At 54.3% G+C, this 15,588-nt stretch carries 21 protein-coding genes; 13 read left to right on the top strand and 8 right to left on the bottom strand.

All coding sequences use genetic code 11. The annotated features are described in order from the left end of the window. Positions 1–40 precede the first annotated feature (40 nt). The 9 genes from rodA (at position 41) to QZ516_RS11465 (ending at position 7,578) form a co-directional block, all read left to right on the top strand. Entirely contained in the window at positions 41–1,099 is a 1,059-nt protein-coding gene (gene rodA, locus QZ516_RS11505; protein ID WP_365333684.1) for a rod shape-determining protein RodA, read from the top strand. Positions 1,100–1,136: 37 nt separating this feature from the next. Continuing rightward, the gene (mltB, locus tag QZ516_RS11500; protein ID WP_297189889.1) at positions 1,137–2,117 is read left to right on the top strand and encodes a lytic murein transglycosylase B; all 981 of its coding nucleotides are present in this window, start codon (positions 1,137–1,139) and stop codon (positions 2,115–2,117) included. Next, positions 2,101–2,973 (top strand): septal ring lytic transglycosylase RlpA family protein, encoded by an 873-nt coding sequence (locus QZ516_RS11495; RefSeq protein ID WP_297189886.1) that lies wholly within the window; start codon positions 2,101–2,103, stop codon positions 2,971–2,973. The genes mltB and QZ516_RS11495 overlap by 17 nt, the downstream gene beginning before the upstream one ends. A 135-nt stretch (positions 2,974–3,108) precedes the next feature. Further along, positions 3,109–4,218 (top strand): D-alanyl-D-alanine carboxypeptidase family protein, encoded by a 1,110-nt coding sequence (locus QZ516_RS11490; protein ID WP_297189991.1) that lies wholly within the window; start codon positions 3,109–3,111, stop codon positions 4,216–4,218. Next, positions 4,218–4,487 carry a DUF493 domain-containing protein gene (locus QZ516_RS11485; RefSeq protein WP_297189883.1) on the top strand — a complete coding sequence of 90 codons (270 nt, stop codon included), beginning with the start codon at positions 4,218–4,220 and terminating at the stop codon, positions 4,485–4,487. The genes QZ516_RS11490 and QZ516_RS11485 overlap by 1 nt, the downstream gene beginning before the upstream one ends. 20 nt (positions 4,488–4,507) lie before the next feature. After that, positions 4,508–5,194, top strand: coding sequence for a lipoyl(octanoyl) transferase LipB (lipB, locus tag QZ516_RS11480; RefSeq protein WP_297189989.1), 687 nt, complete (start codon positions 4,508–4,510; stop codon positions 5,192–5,194). Positions 5,195–5,247: 53 nt separating this feature from the next. Next, positions 5,248–6,228 (top strand): lipoyl synthase, encoded by a 981-nt coding sequence (lipA, locus tag QZ516_RS11475; protein WP_297189880.1) that lies wholly within the window; start codon positions 5,248–5,250, stop codon positions 6,226–6,228. Between the two features lie 28 nt (positions 6,229–6,256). Next, positions 6,257–7,051, top strand: a complete 795-nt coding sequence (locus QZ516_RS11470) for an ATP-binding cassette domain-containing protein (protein WP_297189877.1) — start codon at positions 6,257–6,259, stop codon at positions 7,049–7,051. 44 nt (positions 7,052–7,095) lie between these two features. Beyond that, complete coding sequence (locus QZ516_RS11465) at positions 7,096–7,578, top strand: peptidylprolyl isomerase (RefSeq protein WP_297189874.1); 483 nt, start codon at positions 7,096–7,098, stop codon at positions 7,576–7,578. Positions 7,579–7,733: 155 nt separating this feature from the next. On the opposite strand, the gene QZ516_RS11460 is transcribed toward QZ516_RS11465, so the two are convergent. The 4 genes from QZ516_RS11460 to QZ516_RS11445 all read right to left on the bottom strand — a co-directional run bounded on the left by QZ516_RS11460 (position 7,734) and on the right by QZ516_RS11445 (position 10,765). Continuing rightward, positions 7,734–8,921: a hypothetical protein gene (locus QZ516_RS11460; protein ID WP_297189871.1), complete on the bottom strand. Its 1,188-nt coding sequence runs from the start codon at positions 8,919–8,921 to the stop codon at positions 7,734–7,736. Between the two features lie 166 nt (positions 8,922–9,087). After that, positions 9,088–9,483: a cupin domain-containing protein gene (locus QZ516_RS11455; protein ID WP_297189869.1), complete on the bottom strand. Its 396-nt coding sequence runs from the start codon at positions 9,481–9,483 to the stop codon at positions 9,088–9,090. 108 nt (positions 9,484–9,591) lie between these two features. Continuing rightward, a complete protein-coding gene (locus tag QZ516_RS11450) occupies positions 9,592–9,909 on the bottom strand; it encodes a hypothetical protein (protein ID WP_297189866.1) in 318 nt (105 codons plus the stop codon). 34 nt (positions 9,910–9,943) lie between these two features. Further along, positions 9,944–10,765, bottom strand: coding sequence for a PHP domain-containing protein (locus QZ516_RS11445; RefSeq protein ID WP_297189863.1), 822 nt, complete (start codon positions 10,763–10,765; stop codon positions 9,944–9,946). A 43-nt stretch (positions 10,766–10,808) separates the two neighbouring features. Here QZ516_RS11445 and QZ516_RS11440 point away from each other — a divergent pair, with 43 nt between their 5' ends. Together QZ516_RS11440 and QZ516_RS11435 are read left to right on the top strand one after the other, a co-directional pair. Continuing rightward, complete coding sequence (locus tag QZ516_RS11440) at positions 10,809–11,330, top strand: SprT-like domain-containing protein (protein ID WP_297189861.1); 522 nt, start codon at positions 10,809–10,811, stop codon at positions 11,328–11,330. Beyond that, positions 11,327–11,584, top strand: a complete 258-nt coding sequence (locus tag QZ516_RS11435; protein ID WP_297189858.1) for a GIY-YIG nuclease family protein — start codon at positions 11,327–11,329, stop codon at positions 11,582–11,584. The genes QZ516_RS11440 and QZ516_RS11435 overlap by 4 nt, the downstream gene beginning before the upstream one ends. Before the next feature lie 43 nt (positions 11,585–11,627). Here QZ516_RS11435 and QZ516_RS11430 read toward each other — a convergent pair whose 3' ends face one another. Beyond that, positions 11,628–11,909: a pyrimidine/purine nucleoside phosphorylase gene (locus tag QZ516_RS11430; protein WP_297189855.1), complete on the bottom strand. Its 282-nt coding sequence runs from the start codon at positions 11,907–11,909 to the stop codon at positions 11,628–11,630. Positions 11,910–12,036: 127 nt separating this feature from the next. Between QZ516_RS11430 and QZ516_RS11425 the strand changes: the two genes are divergently transcribed. Beyond that, positions 12,037–13,221, top strand: a complete 1,185-nt coding sequence (locus tag QZ516_RS11425) for an NAD(P)/FAD-dependent oxidoreductase (protein ID WP_297189852.1) — start codon at positions 12,037–12,039, stop codon at positions 13,219–13,221. 23 nt (positions 13,222–13,244) lie between these two features. Next, complete coding sequence (locus tag QZ516_RS11420; protein ID WP_297189850.1) at positions 13,245–13,532, top strand: DUF2288 domain-containing protein; 288 nt, start codon at positions 13,245–13,247, stop codon at positions 13,530–13,532. 9 nt (positions 13,533–13,541) lie between these two features. Here QZ516_RS11420 and QZ516_RS11415 read toward each other — a convergent pair whose 3' ends face one another. The 3 genes from QZ516_RS11415 to QZ516_RS11405 all read right to left on the bottom strand — a co-directional run bounded on the left by QZ516_RS11415 (position 13,542) and on the right by QZ516_RS11405 (position 15,571). Beyond that, positions 13,542–14,096, bottom strand: coding sequence for a YaeQ family protein (locus tag QZ516_RS11415; protein ID WP_297189848.1), 555 nt, complete (start codon positions 14,094–14,096; stop codon positions 13,542–13,544). An 88-nt stretch (positions 14,097–14,184) separates the two neighbouring features. Continuing rightward, the gene (locus QZ516_RS11410; RefSeq protein WP_297189845.1) at positions 14,185–14,589 is read right to left on the bottom strand and encodes a hypothetical protein; all 405 of its coding nucleotides are present in this window, start codon (positions 14,587–14,589) and stop codon (positions 14,185–14,187) included. 88 nt (positions 14,590–14,677) lie between these two features. Beyond that, complete coding sequence (locus QZ516_RS11405) at positions 14,678–15,571, bottom strand: LysR family transcriptional regulator (protein WP_297189843.1); 894 nt, start codon at positions 15,569–15,571, stop codon at positions 14,678–14,680. Positions 15,572–15,588: the final 17 nt, after the last annotated feature.

The following is a 15,588-nucleotide window of genomic DNA, read 5'->3' as shown; positions in this document are numbered from 1 at the left end:
GGCAATATATTGCGGCCCCAGTCAATGGCGGCGTCTCCATGTGGATATCCCGCTCCTGTCCCTGCTGTTGGTGCTGGCCACAGCTGGCCTGTTTGTTCTCTACAGTGCCAGCGGTCAGAACATTGCTTATGTACATCGCCAGTTGGTCCACTTTGGTGTCGGGTTGTTGGTGATGCTGATGGTGGCCCAGATTCCTCTTCGACTGCTCGATCGGTGGGCGATACTCCCTTATCTTTCGGGTGTTTTGTTGTTGATAGCTGTACTGTTCTTTGGCATTGGGGCGAAGGGTGCCCAGCGCTGGTTGGAAATTGGGGGGTTCCGTTTTCAGCCATCGGAAATTCTCAAAATTGCGGTTCCATTGATGCTGGCGAGCTATCTGGGCAAGCGTGCGGTGCCACCGCAATTCAAGCACGTGTTTTTCGCCCTGGTATTTATTCTGGTTCCGCTGGTGCTGGTCGGCATGCAGCCCGATCTTGGAACAGCCATTCTGATTGGTGCTGCCGGTTTTTTTGCGCTTTTTCTGGCGGGCCTGCCGAGGCGTTACCTGGTGTTGGCATTGTTACTGGCAGCATGCCTCTTACCGTTAATGTGGTTTTATCTTTTATACGATTATCAGCGGCAGCGCATCCTGACGCTGTTTAACCCTGAAGCGGATCGGCTCGGTGCAGGGTGGAATATCATCCAGTCCACAATTGCTATCGGCTCGGGTGGCGTTGAAGGCAAGGGCTGGACCCTGGGTACCCAGTCGCAGCTTGATTTTCTTCCGGAGGGCCACACCGACTTTATTATTGCGGTGTTGGCAGAAGAATTCGGACTGTTCGGCGTGATGTTGCTGATGGCGCTCTATCTGCTGATTATAAGCCGCTGTGTCTTTATCGGTCTGGGAGCGCAAAGTATGTTTGGCCGTCTGCTGGCCGGGAGTATTGCGTTAACTTTCTTTGTCTATATTTTTGTCAATATGGGTATGGTCTCAGGTATTCTTCCGGTGGTGGGCGTACCATTGCCATTGGTGAGTTACGGCGGCACGTCGATTGTGACCCTGATGCTGGGATTTGGTATGCTGATGGCCGTCAGTACGGAAAGAAAAAGGTCGGTCTAACAGGGTTTATGGGCAACTTGCCCGGAGTAAAAAAGTTATGAACATACTGTTCTCAGTTGCAGTAGGAATGCTGTTATCCCTATCGGCTCAGGCCAGCTATTTACAGTATCCGGACGCCAGGGCTTTCGCCGAGAGGATGGTGTCAGAGCACGGCTTTGAAAGAACGGTTGTGGACGCTTTGCTGGATGCGGCGGAAAAAAAGCAGACCATTATTGATGCCATGGAACGACCGGCTGAAAAAGTCAAACCCTGGAAAGATTATCGCAAAATTTTCATCACTGAAAAGCGCATCACTGAGGGTGTTGATTTCTGGAGAAAGAACAGGGCTGTTCTGAGCGAGGCATCAAGACAGTATCAGGTTGCACCGGAAGTGATTGTGGCCATTATCGGTGTGGAAACTTTCTATGGCCGGATCAAGGGAAGTTTCCGGGTCATTGATGCGCTGGCAACGCTGTCCTTTGACTATCCCCCCCGCAGTCCCTTCTTTACCAAACAGCTGGAGCAGTTTCTGTTGTTGGCGCGAGAGCAGGACCAGGATCCCCTGACGCTCATGGGCTCCTATGCTGGTGCCATGGGTTATGGCCAGTTTATCCCGAGCAGTTACCGCAGTTTTGCAGTGGATTTTGACGGTGATGGTTTTGCCGATATCTGGGAGAACAAAGCGGATGCCATCGGCAGTGTCGCTAATTACTTTGCTGAACACGGCTGGAAAATGGGTGAAACGGTGGTCGCCCCCGCCCGGATCAAGGAAAGTTTTGATGATGAGCTCCTCAACCAGGCCAGTCTCGACAAAACGGTCGATGAATTGGCCGAAATGGGTTTTTTCAGCGAGATGCCCCTGAACGGTTGTGCCAAGGCTATCCCGGTACGACTCGATGGTGACAAAGGTTTGGAGTACTGGCTCGGCCTGAATAATTTCTATGTGATTACCCGCTACAATCGCAGTCTCCTCTATGCCATGGCAGTGCACGAACTGAGCCAACAAATACTGGAGCGGGTCGGTGAAGACACACTTTAAGGGCCTCTTTTTTACAACGTTACTGAGCACTTTATTGTTGCTTCAGGGCTGCGGTGGCTCTGGGGGCACTGCCAGCTCCGGCGGCGGTTACGGCTATGGTGATGGACCGCCGCCAAGAGATATTGATGTCAGTGGCCTTCCGGATGCTGTGCCCAAGCATGAGCCGATCACTCTGGCCGGCAACAAAAGCCCGTACACCGTGCTGGGTAAAACCTACCAGGTGATGCCTTCCAGCAAGGGGTTTCGCCAGCGTGGTCTGGCCTCATGGTACGGCAACAAGTTTCATGGTCGCCATACATCGAATGGTGAGGTCTACAGCATGTATGAAATGACGGCAGCCCATAAAACCCTGCCGATTCCCTGCTATGTCAAGGTGACCAATCTGGAAAATGGGCGCAGTGTGATTGTACGGGTCAATGATCGGGGGCCTTTCCACGGGGATAGAATCATTGATTTATCCTATGCGGCGGCCAAAAAACTGGGTTATTCAGATAAGGGTACGGCTAAAGTGGAGGTCTCAGTGATTGATCCTGCGGACTATCAAAACAACACAGTTGCCTCTCCACAACTGGCACCCGATCCAGCCATGTTGCCGGTTGCCGGGGTTGAAACCGTTGGCCAGGACAGCAACGCCTATCTTCAGGTGGGGGCCTTCAATAACCAGCTTGCAGCCAGCCATTTGTCGCAGCGGTTAGCAGGTGTCACCGAGTATCCGGTAGTAGTGCGCCAGCAGTCATCACCACAACCTTTGTTTAAAGTGTTGGTGGGTCCGGTGACGGATCATCTGAAATTATTTGATCTGAAGACGGCACTGGGACAGATAGATAATATCCGCCCTTTTATTGTTTATGACTGATTCAGTCACAGCGGCATGAACAGGCACATGGTAGAATTTTGTGCTGTTTTTTGTTCAATCCACCCATCGAAAATGTTGAAAGCCGGTTCCATTATGCTGAAAAAAAGTTTTTTTGTCGGATTGTTGTTTCTTGTTATGGGCAGTGTTGCCCAGGCCAAAGTGCTGATTCCTGCTCCCCCCGATCTCGCGGCAACTGCCTGGATTTTGCTGGATGCCAACACCGGGAAGGTGCTTGTTGAACACAATGCCGATGAACAGGTGCCGCCAGCGAGCCTGACCAAGATGATGACCAGTTATATCGTCTCCGCCGATATTCACAACGGCAAGGTCAAGGAAACGGATATGGTGCCCATCAGCGTCGCCGCCTGGCAGATGGGCGGTTCGAAGATGTTTGTCAAGGAGGGCACTCAGGTGCCACTGATCGATTTGCTGCGGGGTGTCATTATTCAGTCAGGGAACGATGCCTCGGTGGCACTGGCAGAGCATCTGGCCGGCAGCGAGAGTGCTTTTGCTGATGTGATGAACCAGCAGGCAGAATTACTTCGCATGAAAAATTCCCATTTCCTCAATGCCACCGGTTGGCCCGCCGAGGGTCATCTCACCACCGCCCGGGATATGTCGCTGTTGGCGAGGGCGTTGATCAAGGATTATCCGGAACATTACAGTATCTACAGTGAAAAGTATTTTGAATACAACGGCATAAAGCAGCCCAATCGCAACCGGTTGCTCTGGCGTGATAAGACAGTAGACGGCCTGAAAACAGGCCATACTGAAGCGGCGGGTTACTGTCTGGTAGCTTCTGCTGTCCGCAACGGTATGCGGCTTGTCTCTGTGGTTATGGGCACCAGTAGCGAGGAAATCCGGGCCCGGGAATCACAAAAGCTGCTGGCTTACGGGTTCCGTTATTATGAAACAGGCCAGCTTTACTCCAGGGGCGATGTCATTCAGGAGAATGCACCTGTCTGGTACGGTGAAGAAAACCGCATCAACCTGGTGGTACCGGAAGATGTTTATCTGACGATTCCGCGGGGCTCCAGGGATGACCTCGAGGCCAAGATTCTTGTGGATCAAACCATCAAGGCCCCTTTCAGTGAGACCCAGGAACTGGGACGACTGAGCGTTAGTTATGAAGGTGAGACGTTGCTGGATATGCCTGTTGTGGCTGAACACCCTGTTGCCGAGGCGGGTCTCTTTTCGCGGCTATGGGATGCCATTACGCTGTTTTTTGTGGGGCTGTTCTCCTGATGCCCGAGCAGTCAGCCCCAAAAATTGAATTTCCCTGTGATTACCCGATAAAGGTCATGGGACGGGCTGCCCCCGGCTTGCATAGCCTTATCATGGAAGTGATGACGCGCCACGCCCCGGGCTTTGATGAAGCGGCTGTTTCCATTCGCGACAGCCGCCATGGCAACTTTCAGGCGATCACTGTCGTCATCACCGCAACCGGAGAAGCGCAATTGTCGGCCATTTTTGAGGACCTCAAGCACAACCCTCTGGTGCAAATGGTGCTGTGAATCCGGATCTGCCCGAAGTGATGGTTGCACCAACGAGTACGTCGCCAGCCCTGCCGCTTATCGTCCGCTATCTCGGGCGGCGTGATTATGCCCAGACATTTGATGCCATGAAGCGAATCACTGCGGAGCGCGATGATCAGACCCCCGATGAAATCTGGCTGCTGGAACACGAACCGGTATTCACCCAGGGGCAGGCGGGTAATCAGGAATATATCCTGATGCCCGGGGATATTCCGGTTGTGCAGAGTGACCGTGGGGGACATGTGACCTACCACGGCCCGGGCCAGATCACCGGTTATTTGCTGATAGACCTGCGTCGGCTCGGTATCGGGGTTCGCGATCTGGTTACACTGATTGAGGTGGCCCTGGTGGAAACCCTTGCCCACTGGGGAATTGCCGCTGCGCCCCGGCCGGACGCGCCGGGTGTTTATCTGGCTGACGGGGCTAAAATCGGCTCCCTGGGTTTGCGGGTGCGCCGCGGTTGCAGTTACCACGGTCTCAATTTTAATGTGGATATGGATCTGGCGCCCTGGGCGCGCATTAATCCCTGCGGGCTCGGTGTTGTTATGACCCAGATGAATGATCTGTTGGCAGAGCCCGTCACCGTTCAGGAAGTGGCTGAGCGCCTGGCAGATATTTTGACGGTCAAGCTGGGTTACAATGGTCACCTTGTAGAAGGGCAGCACCCGTTATTGATTGGTCGTTAATTGTTTTCCGGTACTGCCCGTCTGGTACATCAAATGTTTGTGAGTAATTCCATATGACTGACGTCAAGGTGATTCCGCCACAGCGCACCCGCCGTATTGCCCAGGGGGAAAAACTGCGCAGCGCCGATAAGGTGGAGCGGATACCCGTAAAGGTAATCCCGACAGAAACCTACCAGCGCAAACCGGACTGGATGCGAATCAGGGTGTCATCATCGCCTCGTGTCCAGGAAATCAAGGATATTCTGCGCAAGCACACACTGGCGACGGTCTGTGAAGAGGCCGCCTGTCCGAATCTCAGTGAGTGCTTCAGCCACGGCACGGCCACCTTTATGATCATGGGTGAAATCTGTACCCGTCGCTGTCCGTTCTGTGATGTCGGCCACGGCAAGCCCAACCCCCTGGATGCCGCCGAGCCGGTTAATCTGGCCCGCGCCATTCAGGAAATGCAGTTGCGCTATGTGGTGATTACATCGGTGGATCGGGACGATCTCCGCGATGGCGGTGCACAACATTTTGCGGATTGTATCCGTGAATCCCGGTTGCTCAGCCCCGATCTCAAAGTGGAAGTGCTGGTGCCGGATTTTCGCGGTCGTATGGAGCCGGCCCTGACGATTCTCTCCGATACGCCCCCCGATGTATTCAATCACAACATGGAAACCATCCCCAGGCTCTATCGTGAAGCGAGGCCCGGTGCCAATTACCAGTGGTCGCTCAAACTGCTTCAGGAATACAAACGGCTCAACCCCAGTGTTCCCACCAAATCCGGTCTGATGGTGGGGCTCGGAGAAACACGTGAGGAACTGCTGAGCACCTTGGAGGATCTCCGTGCCCATGATGTGGATATGCTGACGGTGGGACAGTACTTGCAGCCCTCCAAAAACCATCTGCCGGTAGACCGTTTTGTGCACCCGGATGAGTTTGCCGAGTATGCCGAGTACGCTCGCCGGATTGGTTTCAGCCAGGTAGCCTCCGGCCCGTTGGTGCGCTCTTCCTATCATGCGGATAAACAGGCCAGAGGCGAGGCCGTCCAATAACCTCCGGTTTTAAAAATGGATATAACCCATGCAACACCCCCGGCTGCTCGATATCCGCAATGCCACGGTATTTCGGGATAATAAAAAAGTTTTCGATCGTTTTTCACTGGCGGTTGAGCAGGGCCAGAGTACGGCGATTATCGGCCCCAACGGTGCCGGCAAAAGTACGCTGTTAAAGCTGCTGACTCGGGAACTCTACCCGGTAGTGAAAGAGGATTCCTGGGTCCGGATACTCGGTCAGGATCGGCCGGTGCTCTGGGAATTGAGGGAAAAAATCGGCCTTGTTTCTGCTGATCTGCAACAGGGATTTGTCCCTGAAGTCAGTGGTCTGGGCGTTGTGGTATCCGGACTGCACAACTCCATTGGTCTATTCCACTATCAGCAAGTCACGGAGGCGCAACTGGAACAGGGCCGGACTGTGCTACAGGAGCTGGGGGTGGCTGAACTGGCCAATCGTCCCTACCGTCAGATGTCGACCGGGCAGCAACGTCGTTGCCTGTTGGGTCGGGCGCTGATTCATCGTCCGGATCATCTGATTCTCGACGAGCCCACCAGCGGCCTCGACCTGAATGCAACCTACCATTATCTGGACGCCATCCGACAGTTGGCCCAGCAGGGTAAAACCATTCTGTTGGCCACCCACCACATCCATGAGATTCCCCCGGAAATCCAGCGGGTAGTATTCATGGCCAATGGCAGGGTTGTAGCAGATGATGCCAAGGAAGAGCTGCTGACTGATGCGCGTCTCTCTGAATTATTTGCCATGCCTCTAAAGGTGAGTTTTTCCCAGGGGTTTTATCAGGTCTTGCCAGCCCGGGCATAGCCCACCATAATTCCGCCTTTTCGAAAATCAGGGGTAATCCAACCATGAAAATAAATGATAATTGCGTGGTGACGTTCCACTATTCCATGACCGATGAAGCCGGCGATTTAGTAGAGACGTCGAGAGAGGGTGAGCCGACCGCTTACCTGCACGGCCATCGCAACATGATCGAGACCCTTGAGGCTGCGATGCTCGGCAAAGAGGCCGGTGAAACGTTCACTGTGACGCTACCTCCGGAACTGGCTTATGGCCGGCAGCGGTCTCAGAGCGTCATGCGGGTTTCCGCCAAGAATCTGAAGTTTGAGGGAAAGCTTGAACCCGGTATGACCGTGCCGTTGATGACCAATGAGGGGTTGCGTCCGGTTACCGTGGTTAAAGTCGGCAAATTCAACGTGGACATTGACACCAACCATCCGCTGGCGGGCAAAACCCTGACCTTTGATGTTGAGGTTGTTGAGGTACGCGAAGCAACCCAGGATGAACTTGGTCACGGACACGCCCACGGTGCCGGTGGTCACCATCACTGAGCAGGCATCCCCGGGCATCGGATAAAATAGTGCCCCGACGGTCCGGGGCACTACCTCCAGTAATGCCCGGTTTCTTCGGCCTGCAAGTCGCTTCGAGCGACAACAGCTTGTGGCAGATATTTTTTAATTATCCGTGCTGTTATCAAGTCCTGCTATCAGTAGTACTGCAAGATCAGTCCCAGTGAAACAATGTCGGTGTCCATGCCGGCGTAACCGCTGGCATTGGCATCACCCGTAACATAGTGCAGGTTGACGGTTGCCTTGTAGCCGTTGATGACGTAATTCAGGCCCCATTCGGTGGTATCGCTGGTGTCGGCATCGTCCGGGTCATTTTTCATGTAGCGAACATAGGGCTGAAACTGCCCAAAGCCAATTTTTTGCGGGAATAAATAACCTGTTGTGGCAAAGTAGGAGTCGCCTTTGAAAAGGCAGAAACATTCATCCAGTCCATCAATGGGTGGTGATGCGAGTGTGAAATCCCCGTCCATATTCTTGTAGCCTGCCTCAAAGGTCACTACCCCCCGGTTGTCCAGCACGGTTTCAGAGAAGATATCAAAGGCAAAGCCTGTAAAGTCGCCGGGATCCTGTCTGCTGCCCGTGCTGTCTTTCTGGCTTTGAAAAGTCAGCGCTGCCGTCAGTAGGTCGCCAGCCTTGCCATAGTGTGTGGCCGCCGTGTAATAGCCCACCAATGGCTCTACATTGAGAAAATTATAGGCAATACGGCCTGCATACAGCAGATGATCGTCGGTATTACCGTGGTCGTCGGTGCCCTCAAAAATACCCGCCAAGTACTGTACTTTGTCAATGGCACCAAAGACGACGGCACCCTCGCTGCGGCCGAGCCGTCCGGCCGGACCATCGTAATCTGACGGGAACAGGGGTTGACGATACTGGTTCCAGCTCATGCCGGTGTAGGGACCGTTCAGCCCTGGCCGGTCGGTGGGAACCAGTGTGCGGCCAACCCAGAGGTTAAACTTCGGATCGAGATCAAACTGCAGGATCGCATCAATGATCATGACGGAGTCGCCTTCATACTTCTCGGTGTTGATGCTGAATTTCAAGTGTTCACTGAGCTGTCCGGCGATGTACAGCCGCATACTGTCCATCGTGAACTCATTGCTGCCGTCAGTGGCACTGTTTCTGGTGGTGTGTTGCATGCGTATACCACCACCGAGACTCACCCAGAGCGTATCACTGTGCGCCGCTTTTAGCCCGGCATAGGCGGGCAGCGTGGTAAAGCTGGCCAGCAGAGCCAGCAGAGAGAGTACTACAAAGGATGTGTAACTTTTGTGGCGTACATGATTTTGGCGTGCGCGGTGCCACCAGGCAGTTTTGGTTGCCATGCTTTCTCCCCATTTTTTATCGCTGTTATTCTGGTCTTGGGATTATATAGGCTGGATTGCAGCAAAGACTAATTTACGCCCCAGGGATTTTTTGATTTGCCGACTGAGCGGTAACTTTGTCGCCGGCACCATGAAGCCGCGCTCTCAACTGACAATGTTTATACGGTTATTCGAGGAACACCCTGTCATCACCCAGAAATTCTGGTGCCTGCACCGAAAGTGCCTTGAGCGGCACTGATGACGTGGTCTTTACCCCGTGGGCTGTCCCTTCCGGTACCTTGATAAAATCCCCGGGCCCCACTGCAAATTCCTCTTCACCCAGTCGCATCAAGCCGGTTCCCTCAAGAATATAAATCGTTTCTGTGTGGGTGAGGTGTTTGTGCAAAGGTACAAATTGTTTCACAAACACGATGAAATCCGAGGCATGTCGGTCACTGCTCAGTTTTTCCACGTGGATATTGACCAGGTTTTCTGGCGGCTGGATATCGGCAATAGACAGCTTGCCAGCGTTTGCCTGAATGAAACCCAGCAGTGTCAGTGTCAGTACAAAAGGAAATTTCATGATGAATACCCTGTTTCAAATGGGCCATTTTTCTGTGGTGGCTGAATCCGAACAGGTCGCTGACTGTCAGGGTTGCCCCTGTGATTTGGCCAGCCCAGCCCGTGTTTGTTACTTGTCCTGCCAAATCCGCCTGATGGGTTCACCGAAGTCATCATAAATAATGGTTTCTTTTGGTCGGACTCTGGTGGTCCTGTGAGGTGACGGTTTTTTTGGACGCCGGGAGTCCAGCGCGGCCAGCACTTCAGGTACGGGTGTGCGTTCAGCCTTTGGCTGATTAAAAAAGACGGTCGGTAAGCTCTGGCAGGCATTCTCCCGACCGCTGATACCGCGGGGAATCTGTTGTATTTCACCACCCTGTTTGAGGTAGTTGTCTACCTGTTGCTGCAGCTGGCGACGAAGTTGCGATTTGGTGGGTAATTTATTCACGGAACTCGCTTTGTTACAAATAGATGTGCCCATGTTACCAGTGTTGCCAAACCGGTTGACACTGTTCGGGCAGGGGCGGAAAGCGACCCAGCTCGGCCCAGGGTTGTCCCGGTTGATGAAAGTCCGAACCACAGGACGCGAGAAGTTGTTTTTGCTGGCAGATAAGGGCCAAATCTCTGGTGGTGTTGGGCATCTGTTTGCCGGATACCACTTCCATACCCTGGCCGCCGATAGCGATAAAATCGTCCACCAATGCGACCAGCTTGGTGCGGGTAAGGTCATACTTAATCGGGTGTGCCAGCACTGCCGTCCCGCCCGCATCCCGGATCCATGCCACTATTTGCGCTATATCGGCCCAGCACTGCTTTATATCGCCCGGCTTGCCGGCTCCGAGGTATTTTTTGAAGGCTTGCTTGAAGTTGTTAACCGCACCGATATTCACCAGGTGCTGGGCAAAATGGGGGCGGCCCAGGTTGTCGTTGCCGGCGACGGCCGTGGCTCCCGCCAATGCATCCTGAAATCCAGCCTGTTGCAGTTTCTCGGCAATACGTTCGGCCCTGAGTCGGCGGGCATGTTGCTGAAACCGGACACCGGCTTGCAGGGCTTCACTATGGATGTCGACATTGAGGCCCAGAATATGTACACCGATCTTGCGCCACTGGCTGGAAAATTCCACGGCTGGAATTACCTGGAGGGGTTGAGCTGTGCGAAGCTCAAGCTGTTGCCAGGCGGCGATGCTGTCGTGGTCGGTGATCGCCAGCACACCGACGCCCGCCTCAGCAGCCAGGTTCACCAGTTCGGTGGGTGAGAGGGAGCCGTCGGAGCAGTTGGTGTGGCTGTGCAGGTCAAAAATCATTGTGCGATTATAGCCCGAGACGGTTTGCGGCTATACTGTGCGGATGAAATATATTACCCCGATCAGTGAGCGACAGCGTCTTCAGGTTGTGGCGAGGACGGCTGGTTTCATCCAGCACGGCAGCAAACTGTTTGGCCGGAAATTTGCTGATATACCGGTAGTTTTCGATCTGAGTGGCGGTACGGCGGGGATGTATCGGGTCAGAGATACCCAGCGGGTTATTCGCTATAACCCGTGGATTTTTGCCAAATATTTTGATGACAGTATGGCGGTGACTGTGCCCCATGAGGTGGCTCACTACCTGGTGGACTGCCTGCACGGTCTCGGCAAGGTGCGGCCCCATGGCGTTCAGTGGCGCGGGATCATGAACGCGTTCGGCGTCGAACCCCGTGCCACCGGGAGCTTTGATCTGGCCGGTATTCCGATGCGCCGCCAGCGGCGTTTTACCTATCGCTGTGAGTGTTCCACCCACCAACTGGCCACCCGTCGCCACAATAGCGTCCAGCGGGGCGAAGCGCGCTATCGCTGCCGTGACTGCGGTGAGACACTGACAGCTGCTTCATGACGCAAGACTGGATTGTCTACATGATTGAAGCCAGTGATGGCTCGCTCTATACCGGTATTACCACCGACATCACCCGACGTTTTCGTGCGCACCTGGCGGGCAAGGGCGGTGCCCGTTATTTTCATCGGGGGCGGCAACCGGTCAGGGTGGTCTATATGGAGGGAGCAGGTGATCGCAGTGCTGCATCGAAGCGGGAGGCGGCCATCAAAAAGCTGCGTCGTTCACAGAAACTACTGCTGATCGCTGATGTGTAGTTGAATCCGCGCTTAGATCGATCTCCTCTGCTGCCCGGTCGTCTTACTCGTAGGTGCACAGGTAGGCAGTGTCCACGGCTACCTGCAATTGGAAAGCCCTGTTTGGTGATACTTCGAAGCTCTCTCCAGGTTTAAAGGTCTGCCAGTCATCCTGATCCGGCAGTTTTACTGTCAGTGCACCGCTGACTACCGTCAGGGTTTCCTTTTTATTGGGACAGAATTCGTGTTCACCGGGGGCCATGACACCCACCGTGGCAGGCAGGGTTTCGGTCTGGAAGCCGATGGAGACTACCTTGCCACCAAAATATTCATTCACTTTAAACATGGACATGCACTCAATAGATTGGCTGGATAACAGCGTTGTTCACAATGGACAGCGTTACTGGCCGCTATAGTACCTGCAGTCGGCGACCGATAGAATGCGTGCTTTGTGGATTTTTACAGGCGTAACTTTGAACCAGTGGGATGTGATTGTTATCGGTGCCGGTGCCGCGGGGTTGATGTCCGCTATGGTTGCAGGTCAGCGTGGGCGCAGGGTTCTGTTGCTGGAGCGGGCCAACAGGGCGGGCAAGAAAATCCTGATGTCTGGCGGCGGCCGCTGTAATTTCACAAACCTGTATGTAGAGCCGGAGCACTTTCTCTCTGCCAACCCACATTTCTGCAAATCGGCGTTGAGTTGTTATACCCAGTGGGATTTTATCGAGCTGGTGAACAGGCACGGTATTCCCTACCACGAGAAAACCCTCGGCCAGTTGTTTTGTGATAACAGCTCCCGGGATATTCTCGACATGTTGCTGGCGGAAGCCGAGCAGGTCGGGGTGGTGTTGAAAACCGGCATTGATATCCGTGAGGTGAAGTCTGACGACAGGTTTCAGGTTGTAACAACCCAGGGGGAGTTGCGGGCTGACTCACTGGTGGTGGCCTGTGGTGGCCTGTCGGTGCCCACCCTGGGCGGTTCCGACTTCGGTTATCGGCTGGCGAGGCAGTTCGGCCATAGTCTGGTCCCATTGAGGCCAGCACTGGTGCCCTTTACCTTTACCGACGGATTTAAACTGCTGTCGGAGAAACTCTCTGGTTTGTCAGTGCCCGTCCGTGTGTCGGCGGGTGGACAGTCGTTTCTGGAAAATATGCTCTTTACCCACCGGGGACTGAGCGGTCCGGCGGTGCTGCAGATATCCAGTTACTGGCGCGAAGAGCAAACGATACAGGTCGACCTGTTGCCACATATCGACGCCCGGCAGTGGTTGCTCGAATTGAAAACAGAACAGCCGAAGGCGCTGTTGCGCACGCTGTTGTCCCAATCGTTGCCCCGCAAACTGGTGCGGGAGCTGGAGGGGCTTTGGTGGCCGGAACATGCCGGCAAGCCGTTGGCAGAGTGGCCAGATCACTTGTTGGCATCGGTTGCAGGCAACCTGCAGGGTTGGTCGTTGAAACCTGCGGGTACCGAGGGCTACCGAACTGCGGAAGTGACCCTGGGGGGAGTGGATACGCGCGAGATTTCTTCTAAAACCATGGAGAGTCAACGTCAGTCGGGTCTGTTTTTTGTGGGAGAGGTGCTTGATGTGACCGGTCATTTGGGCGGCTTCAATTTCCAGTGGGCCTGGGCATCGGGTGCCGCTGCCGGTCGAGTTGTTTAATGTGAATTAAAGGTGTTTGATTGATGATAGAGCGCGAAGAGCTGATGCAGGAGACGGCAAAAATTCCCTGGCAGGAATTGCAGCGTTTTTTTGCCAATGGCTCCACCATTTATGTGTCGCCGGAGCTGGACCTGATCGAGGTTGCCTGGGCAATTTGCCAGGATAATAAAACCTGTGTTCAAGATTGGTTGGCGATCGGTCAGGTGGGACAGGTGACCGATCAACAGGCGATGAAGTGGCTGGAAGGCGATGCCCGGGTCTGGTCGGTGGTGGTAAAACCCTGGGTGCTGGTGCAGCCGATTTCGGACTGACCTGTCTGGTTAGTCGCTCAGTCGGGCGCGTTGCCAGTACTCCGGGGTGATAGTCAGGGTCTGTTCGCTGTTGCCGATCCAGATGAGCCCATCCTGGAGGGTTGCCTGGAGGGTCATGTTGCGGTTCGCCAGCCCGGCCAATGCCGCAGTATTCTCCGGTGAGAGGTAACCGATCGTCAGGTTGTCAAAGCGCGCCAGATCATCCTGGATACTTTGCCACCACACGGGAGCTGTCCTGGCACCATAGGCATAAATGATGACTTGTTCGGCCCGGTTTGAACCTTTGCGAATTCGCTTTGCGTCGGGAACCCCGACTTCGATCCACAGACCGATTTCACCATGCAGATTTTTCTGCCAGAGATCGGGTTCCGCCTCTGTGGACAACCCTTTGGTGAACTGTAGGTGCTCGCTGGCATTCAGTGCAAATGCCAGCAGCCGAATCATCATTCGTTCGTCCGTTTCTGACGGGTGTCTGGCGAGGGTGAGTGAGTGGGTTTGATAATAGTTTCGGTCCAGATCCGAAACCTGCAACTCAACTTTGAAAACGGTTGCTTTCAGTGCCATTGGGCGGTGCCTAATAAGAGGTCAGACGGTGGGCTGTAGCTCAGGGCACCCGTCAGTCCGGCACTCTTTAGTCCAGTAACGAGTGGGCTCAAATAATAATACCTGAATTGCCCATACCTCCACCTCCACCAAGGTTGCCGGTGGGCCCGCCACCACCCTGACCCGGCACAACAATTTTGGAGGCCTGGTCGCGACGCATTTCCTCGAGCTCGCGAGCAGTGCGCTCAACGGCTACCTCGGCTTCCTCACCGAATTTTTCGGCAGCTTCACCGATACTGTTGGCGTGCAACTCAAAATTGATTGGCAGGGCACCCATGGGTGTCATTACCTGGGTAGAACCCATATAGAGTACTTCGCGGCTGGCATCGGCATCACCGTTGCGGGTGACCGGGCTCAGCCGACGTATACTGCCTATTTTCTGGTCAGTGAAAATTTCTTCAAGGTAGAGTTCATCGGGGTTCATCGCTGCGTCGAATTGTTTTTGTTTGCTCATAATGATTAATTTGGGTAGTGAAAAGAAGGTAAACACCCTAACAGATTTTGTCCGGAACGTCAGGTGACAGGCCGCTGTATGGGGTGTTTCAGGGTGCCGTAATTTGTGATTTCAGGGTCTCCACCAGAGCCATGGCGGCAGAGGACAAGGGGTAGCGACGCCTTGTCAGAATACCGATTTGGCGGGTGACGACGGGGCTGGTGAGTGGGCGACACTCTGCGCCGAGCGCCCGCATCTGCTGTATGGCCAGTGATGGCACGACGCTGATACCCAGTTTGTTGGCGACCATGGAGCCAATGGAGGCGAGCTGGTGTGCTTCAAATTCCACCGTCAGGGTTATACCGCAGCTGGCGGTAATCTCGTCAATCATCTGACGCATGGCCGAGGGGCGCTGCAGTGCCACAAAGGGAAATTTCTGGAGGTGTGTCCAGGTGATTTCGTCTTCCGCCAGCAGGGCATGCTGTTCCGGCGTCACCACGTAAAAACTGTCTTCAAAGAGCGGCTCAAAGTGGAGGTCCTCGGACTCTTCCATGTCGAAAGTAACACCGACTTCCACGCGGCCTGTGCGCACCATATCCACCACCTCTTCTGCCACCACATCCTGTACCGTGATATTGATATCCGGGAACTTGCTGCGGTAGTAGTGAAGCGCTTTTGGCAGCTTGCTGATCGAGAAAGAGGCCATACTGGCGATGCTCAGTTTGCCCCGCCGCATGGCGAACAGGTTGTGCAGGTCGGTCAGCGCATTGTCCCAGTCGGCCAGCAGTCGCTGCGCCACCGGTAGAAAGGCTTCGCCCTCCGGGGTCAGCGAAAGGGTGCGGGTGGTGCGAGCCAGCAGTTTTCCACCCACCACTTCTTCCAGATTTTTCAGGGAAATACTGAGTGCAGGCTGGGAGAGATGCAATCGTTCGCCGGCCTCAGCGAAGTTGCGGGTCTGGGCAACGGTGACAAACGCCTTGAGCTGTTTTATGGTGATATCCATGGCACTCTTATATAAAT

The organism is uncultured Porticoccus sp. (assembly GCF_913061305.1).
In the GTDB taxonomy this organism is placed as follows: domain Bacteria; phylum Pseudomonadota; class Gammaproteobacteria; order Pseudomonadales; family Porticoccaceae; genus Porticoccus.
This window is presented reverse-complemented; position numbering and strand designations above follow the sequence as displayed.

Coding starts and splice junctions, on each gene's coding strand:
- mltB (WP_297189889.1), top strand. CDS start 1,137: ATGAACATACTGTTCTCAGTTGCAGTAGGAATGCTGTTATCCCTATCG.
- QZ516_RS11490 (WP_297189991.1), top strand. CDS start 3,109: ATGGGCAGTGTTGCCCAGGCCAAAGTGCTGATTCCTGCTCCCCCCGAT.
- QZ516_RS11485 (WP_297189883.1), top strand. CDS start 4,218: ATGCCCGAGCAGTCAGCCCCAAAAATTGAATTTCCCTGTGATTACCCG.
- lipB (WP_297189989.1), top strand. CDS start 4,508: ATGGTTGCACCAACGAGTACGTCGCCAGCCCTGCCGCTTATCGTCCGC.
- lipA (WP_297189880.1), top strand. CDS start 5,248: ATGACTGACGTCAAGGTGATTCCGCCACAGCGCACCCGCCGTATTGCC.
- QZ516_RS11470 (WP_297189877.1), top strand. CDS start 6,257: ATGCAACACCCCCGGCTGCTCGATATCCGCAATGCCACGGTATTTCGG.
- QZ516_RS11465 (WP_297189874.1), top strand. CDS start 7,096: ATGAAAATAAATGATAATTGCGTGGTGACGTTCCACTATTCCATGACC.
- QZ516_RS11460 (WP_297189871.1), bottom strand. CDS start 8,921: ATGGCAACCAAAACTGCCTGGTGGCACCGCGCACGCCAAAATCATGTA.
- QZ516_RS11455 (WP_297189869.1), bottom strand. CDS start 9,483: ATGAAATTTCCTTTTGTACTGACACTGACACTGCTGGGTTTCATTCAG.
- QZ516_RS11445 (WP_297189863.1), bottom strand. CDS start 10,765: ATGATTTTTGACCTGCACAGCCACACCAACTGCTCCGACGGCTCCCTC.
- QZ516_RS11440 (WP_297189861.1), top strand. CDS start 10,809: ATGAAATATATTACCCCGATCAGTGAGCGACAGCGTCTTCAGGTTGTG.
- QZ516_RS11435 (WP_297189858.1), top strand. CDS start 11,327: ATGACGCAAGACTGGATTGTCTACATGATTGAAGCCAGTGATGGCTCG.
- QZ516_RS11430 (WP_297189855.1), bottom strand. CDS start 11,909: ATGTTTAAAGTGAATGAATATTTTGGTGGCAAGGTAGTCTCCATCGGC.
- QZ516_RS11420 (WP_297189850.1), top strand. CDS start 13,245: ATGATAGAGCGCGAAGAGCTGATGCAGGAGACGGCAAAAATTCCCTGG.
- QZ516_RS11415 (WP_297189848.1), bottom strand. CDS start 14,096: ATGGCACTGAAAGCAACCGTTTTCAAAGTTGAGTTGCAGGTTTCGGAT.
- QZ516_RS11410 (WP_297189845.1), bottom strand. CDS start 14,589: ATGAGCAAACAAAAACAATTCGACGCAGCGATGAACCCCGATGAACTC.
- QZ516_RS11405 (WP_297189843.1), bottom strand. CDS start 15,571: ATGGATATCACCATAAAACAGCTCAAGGCGTTTGTCACCGTTGCCCAG.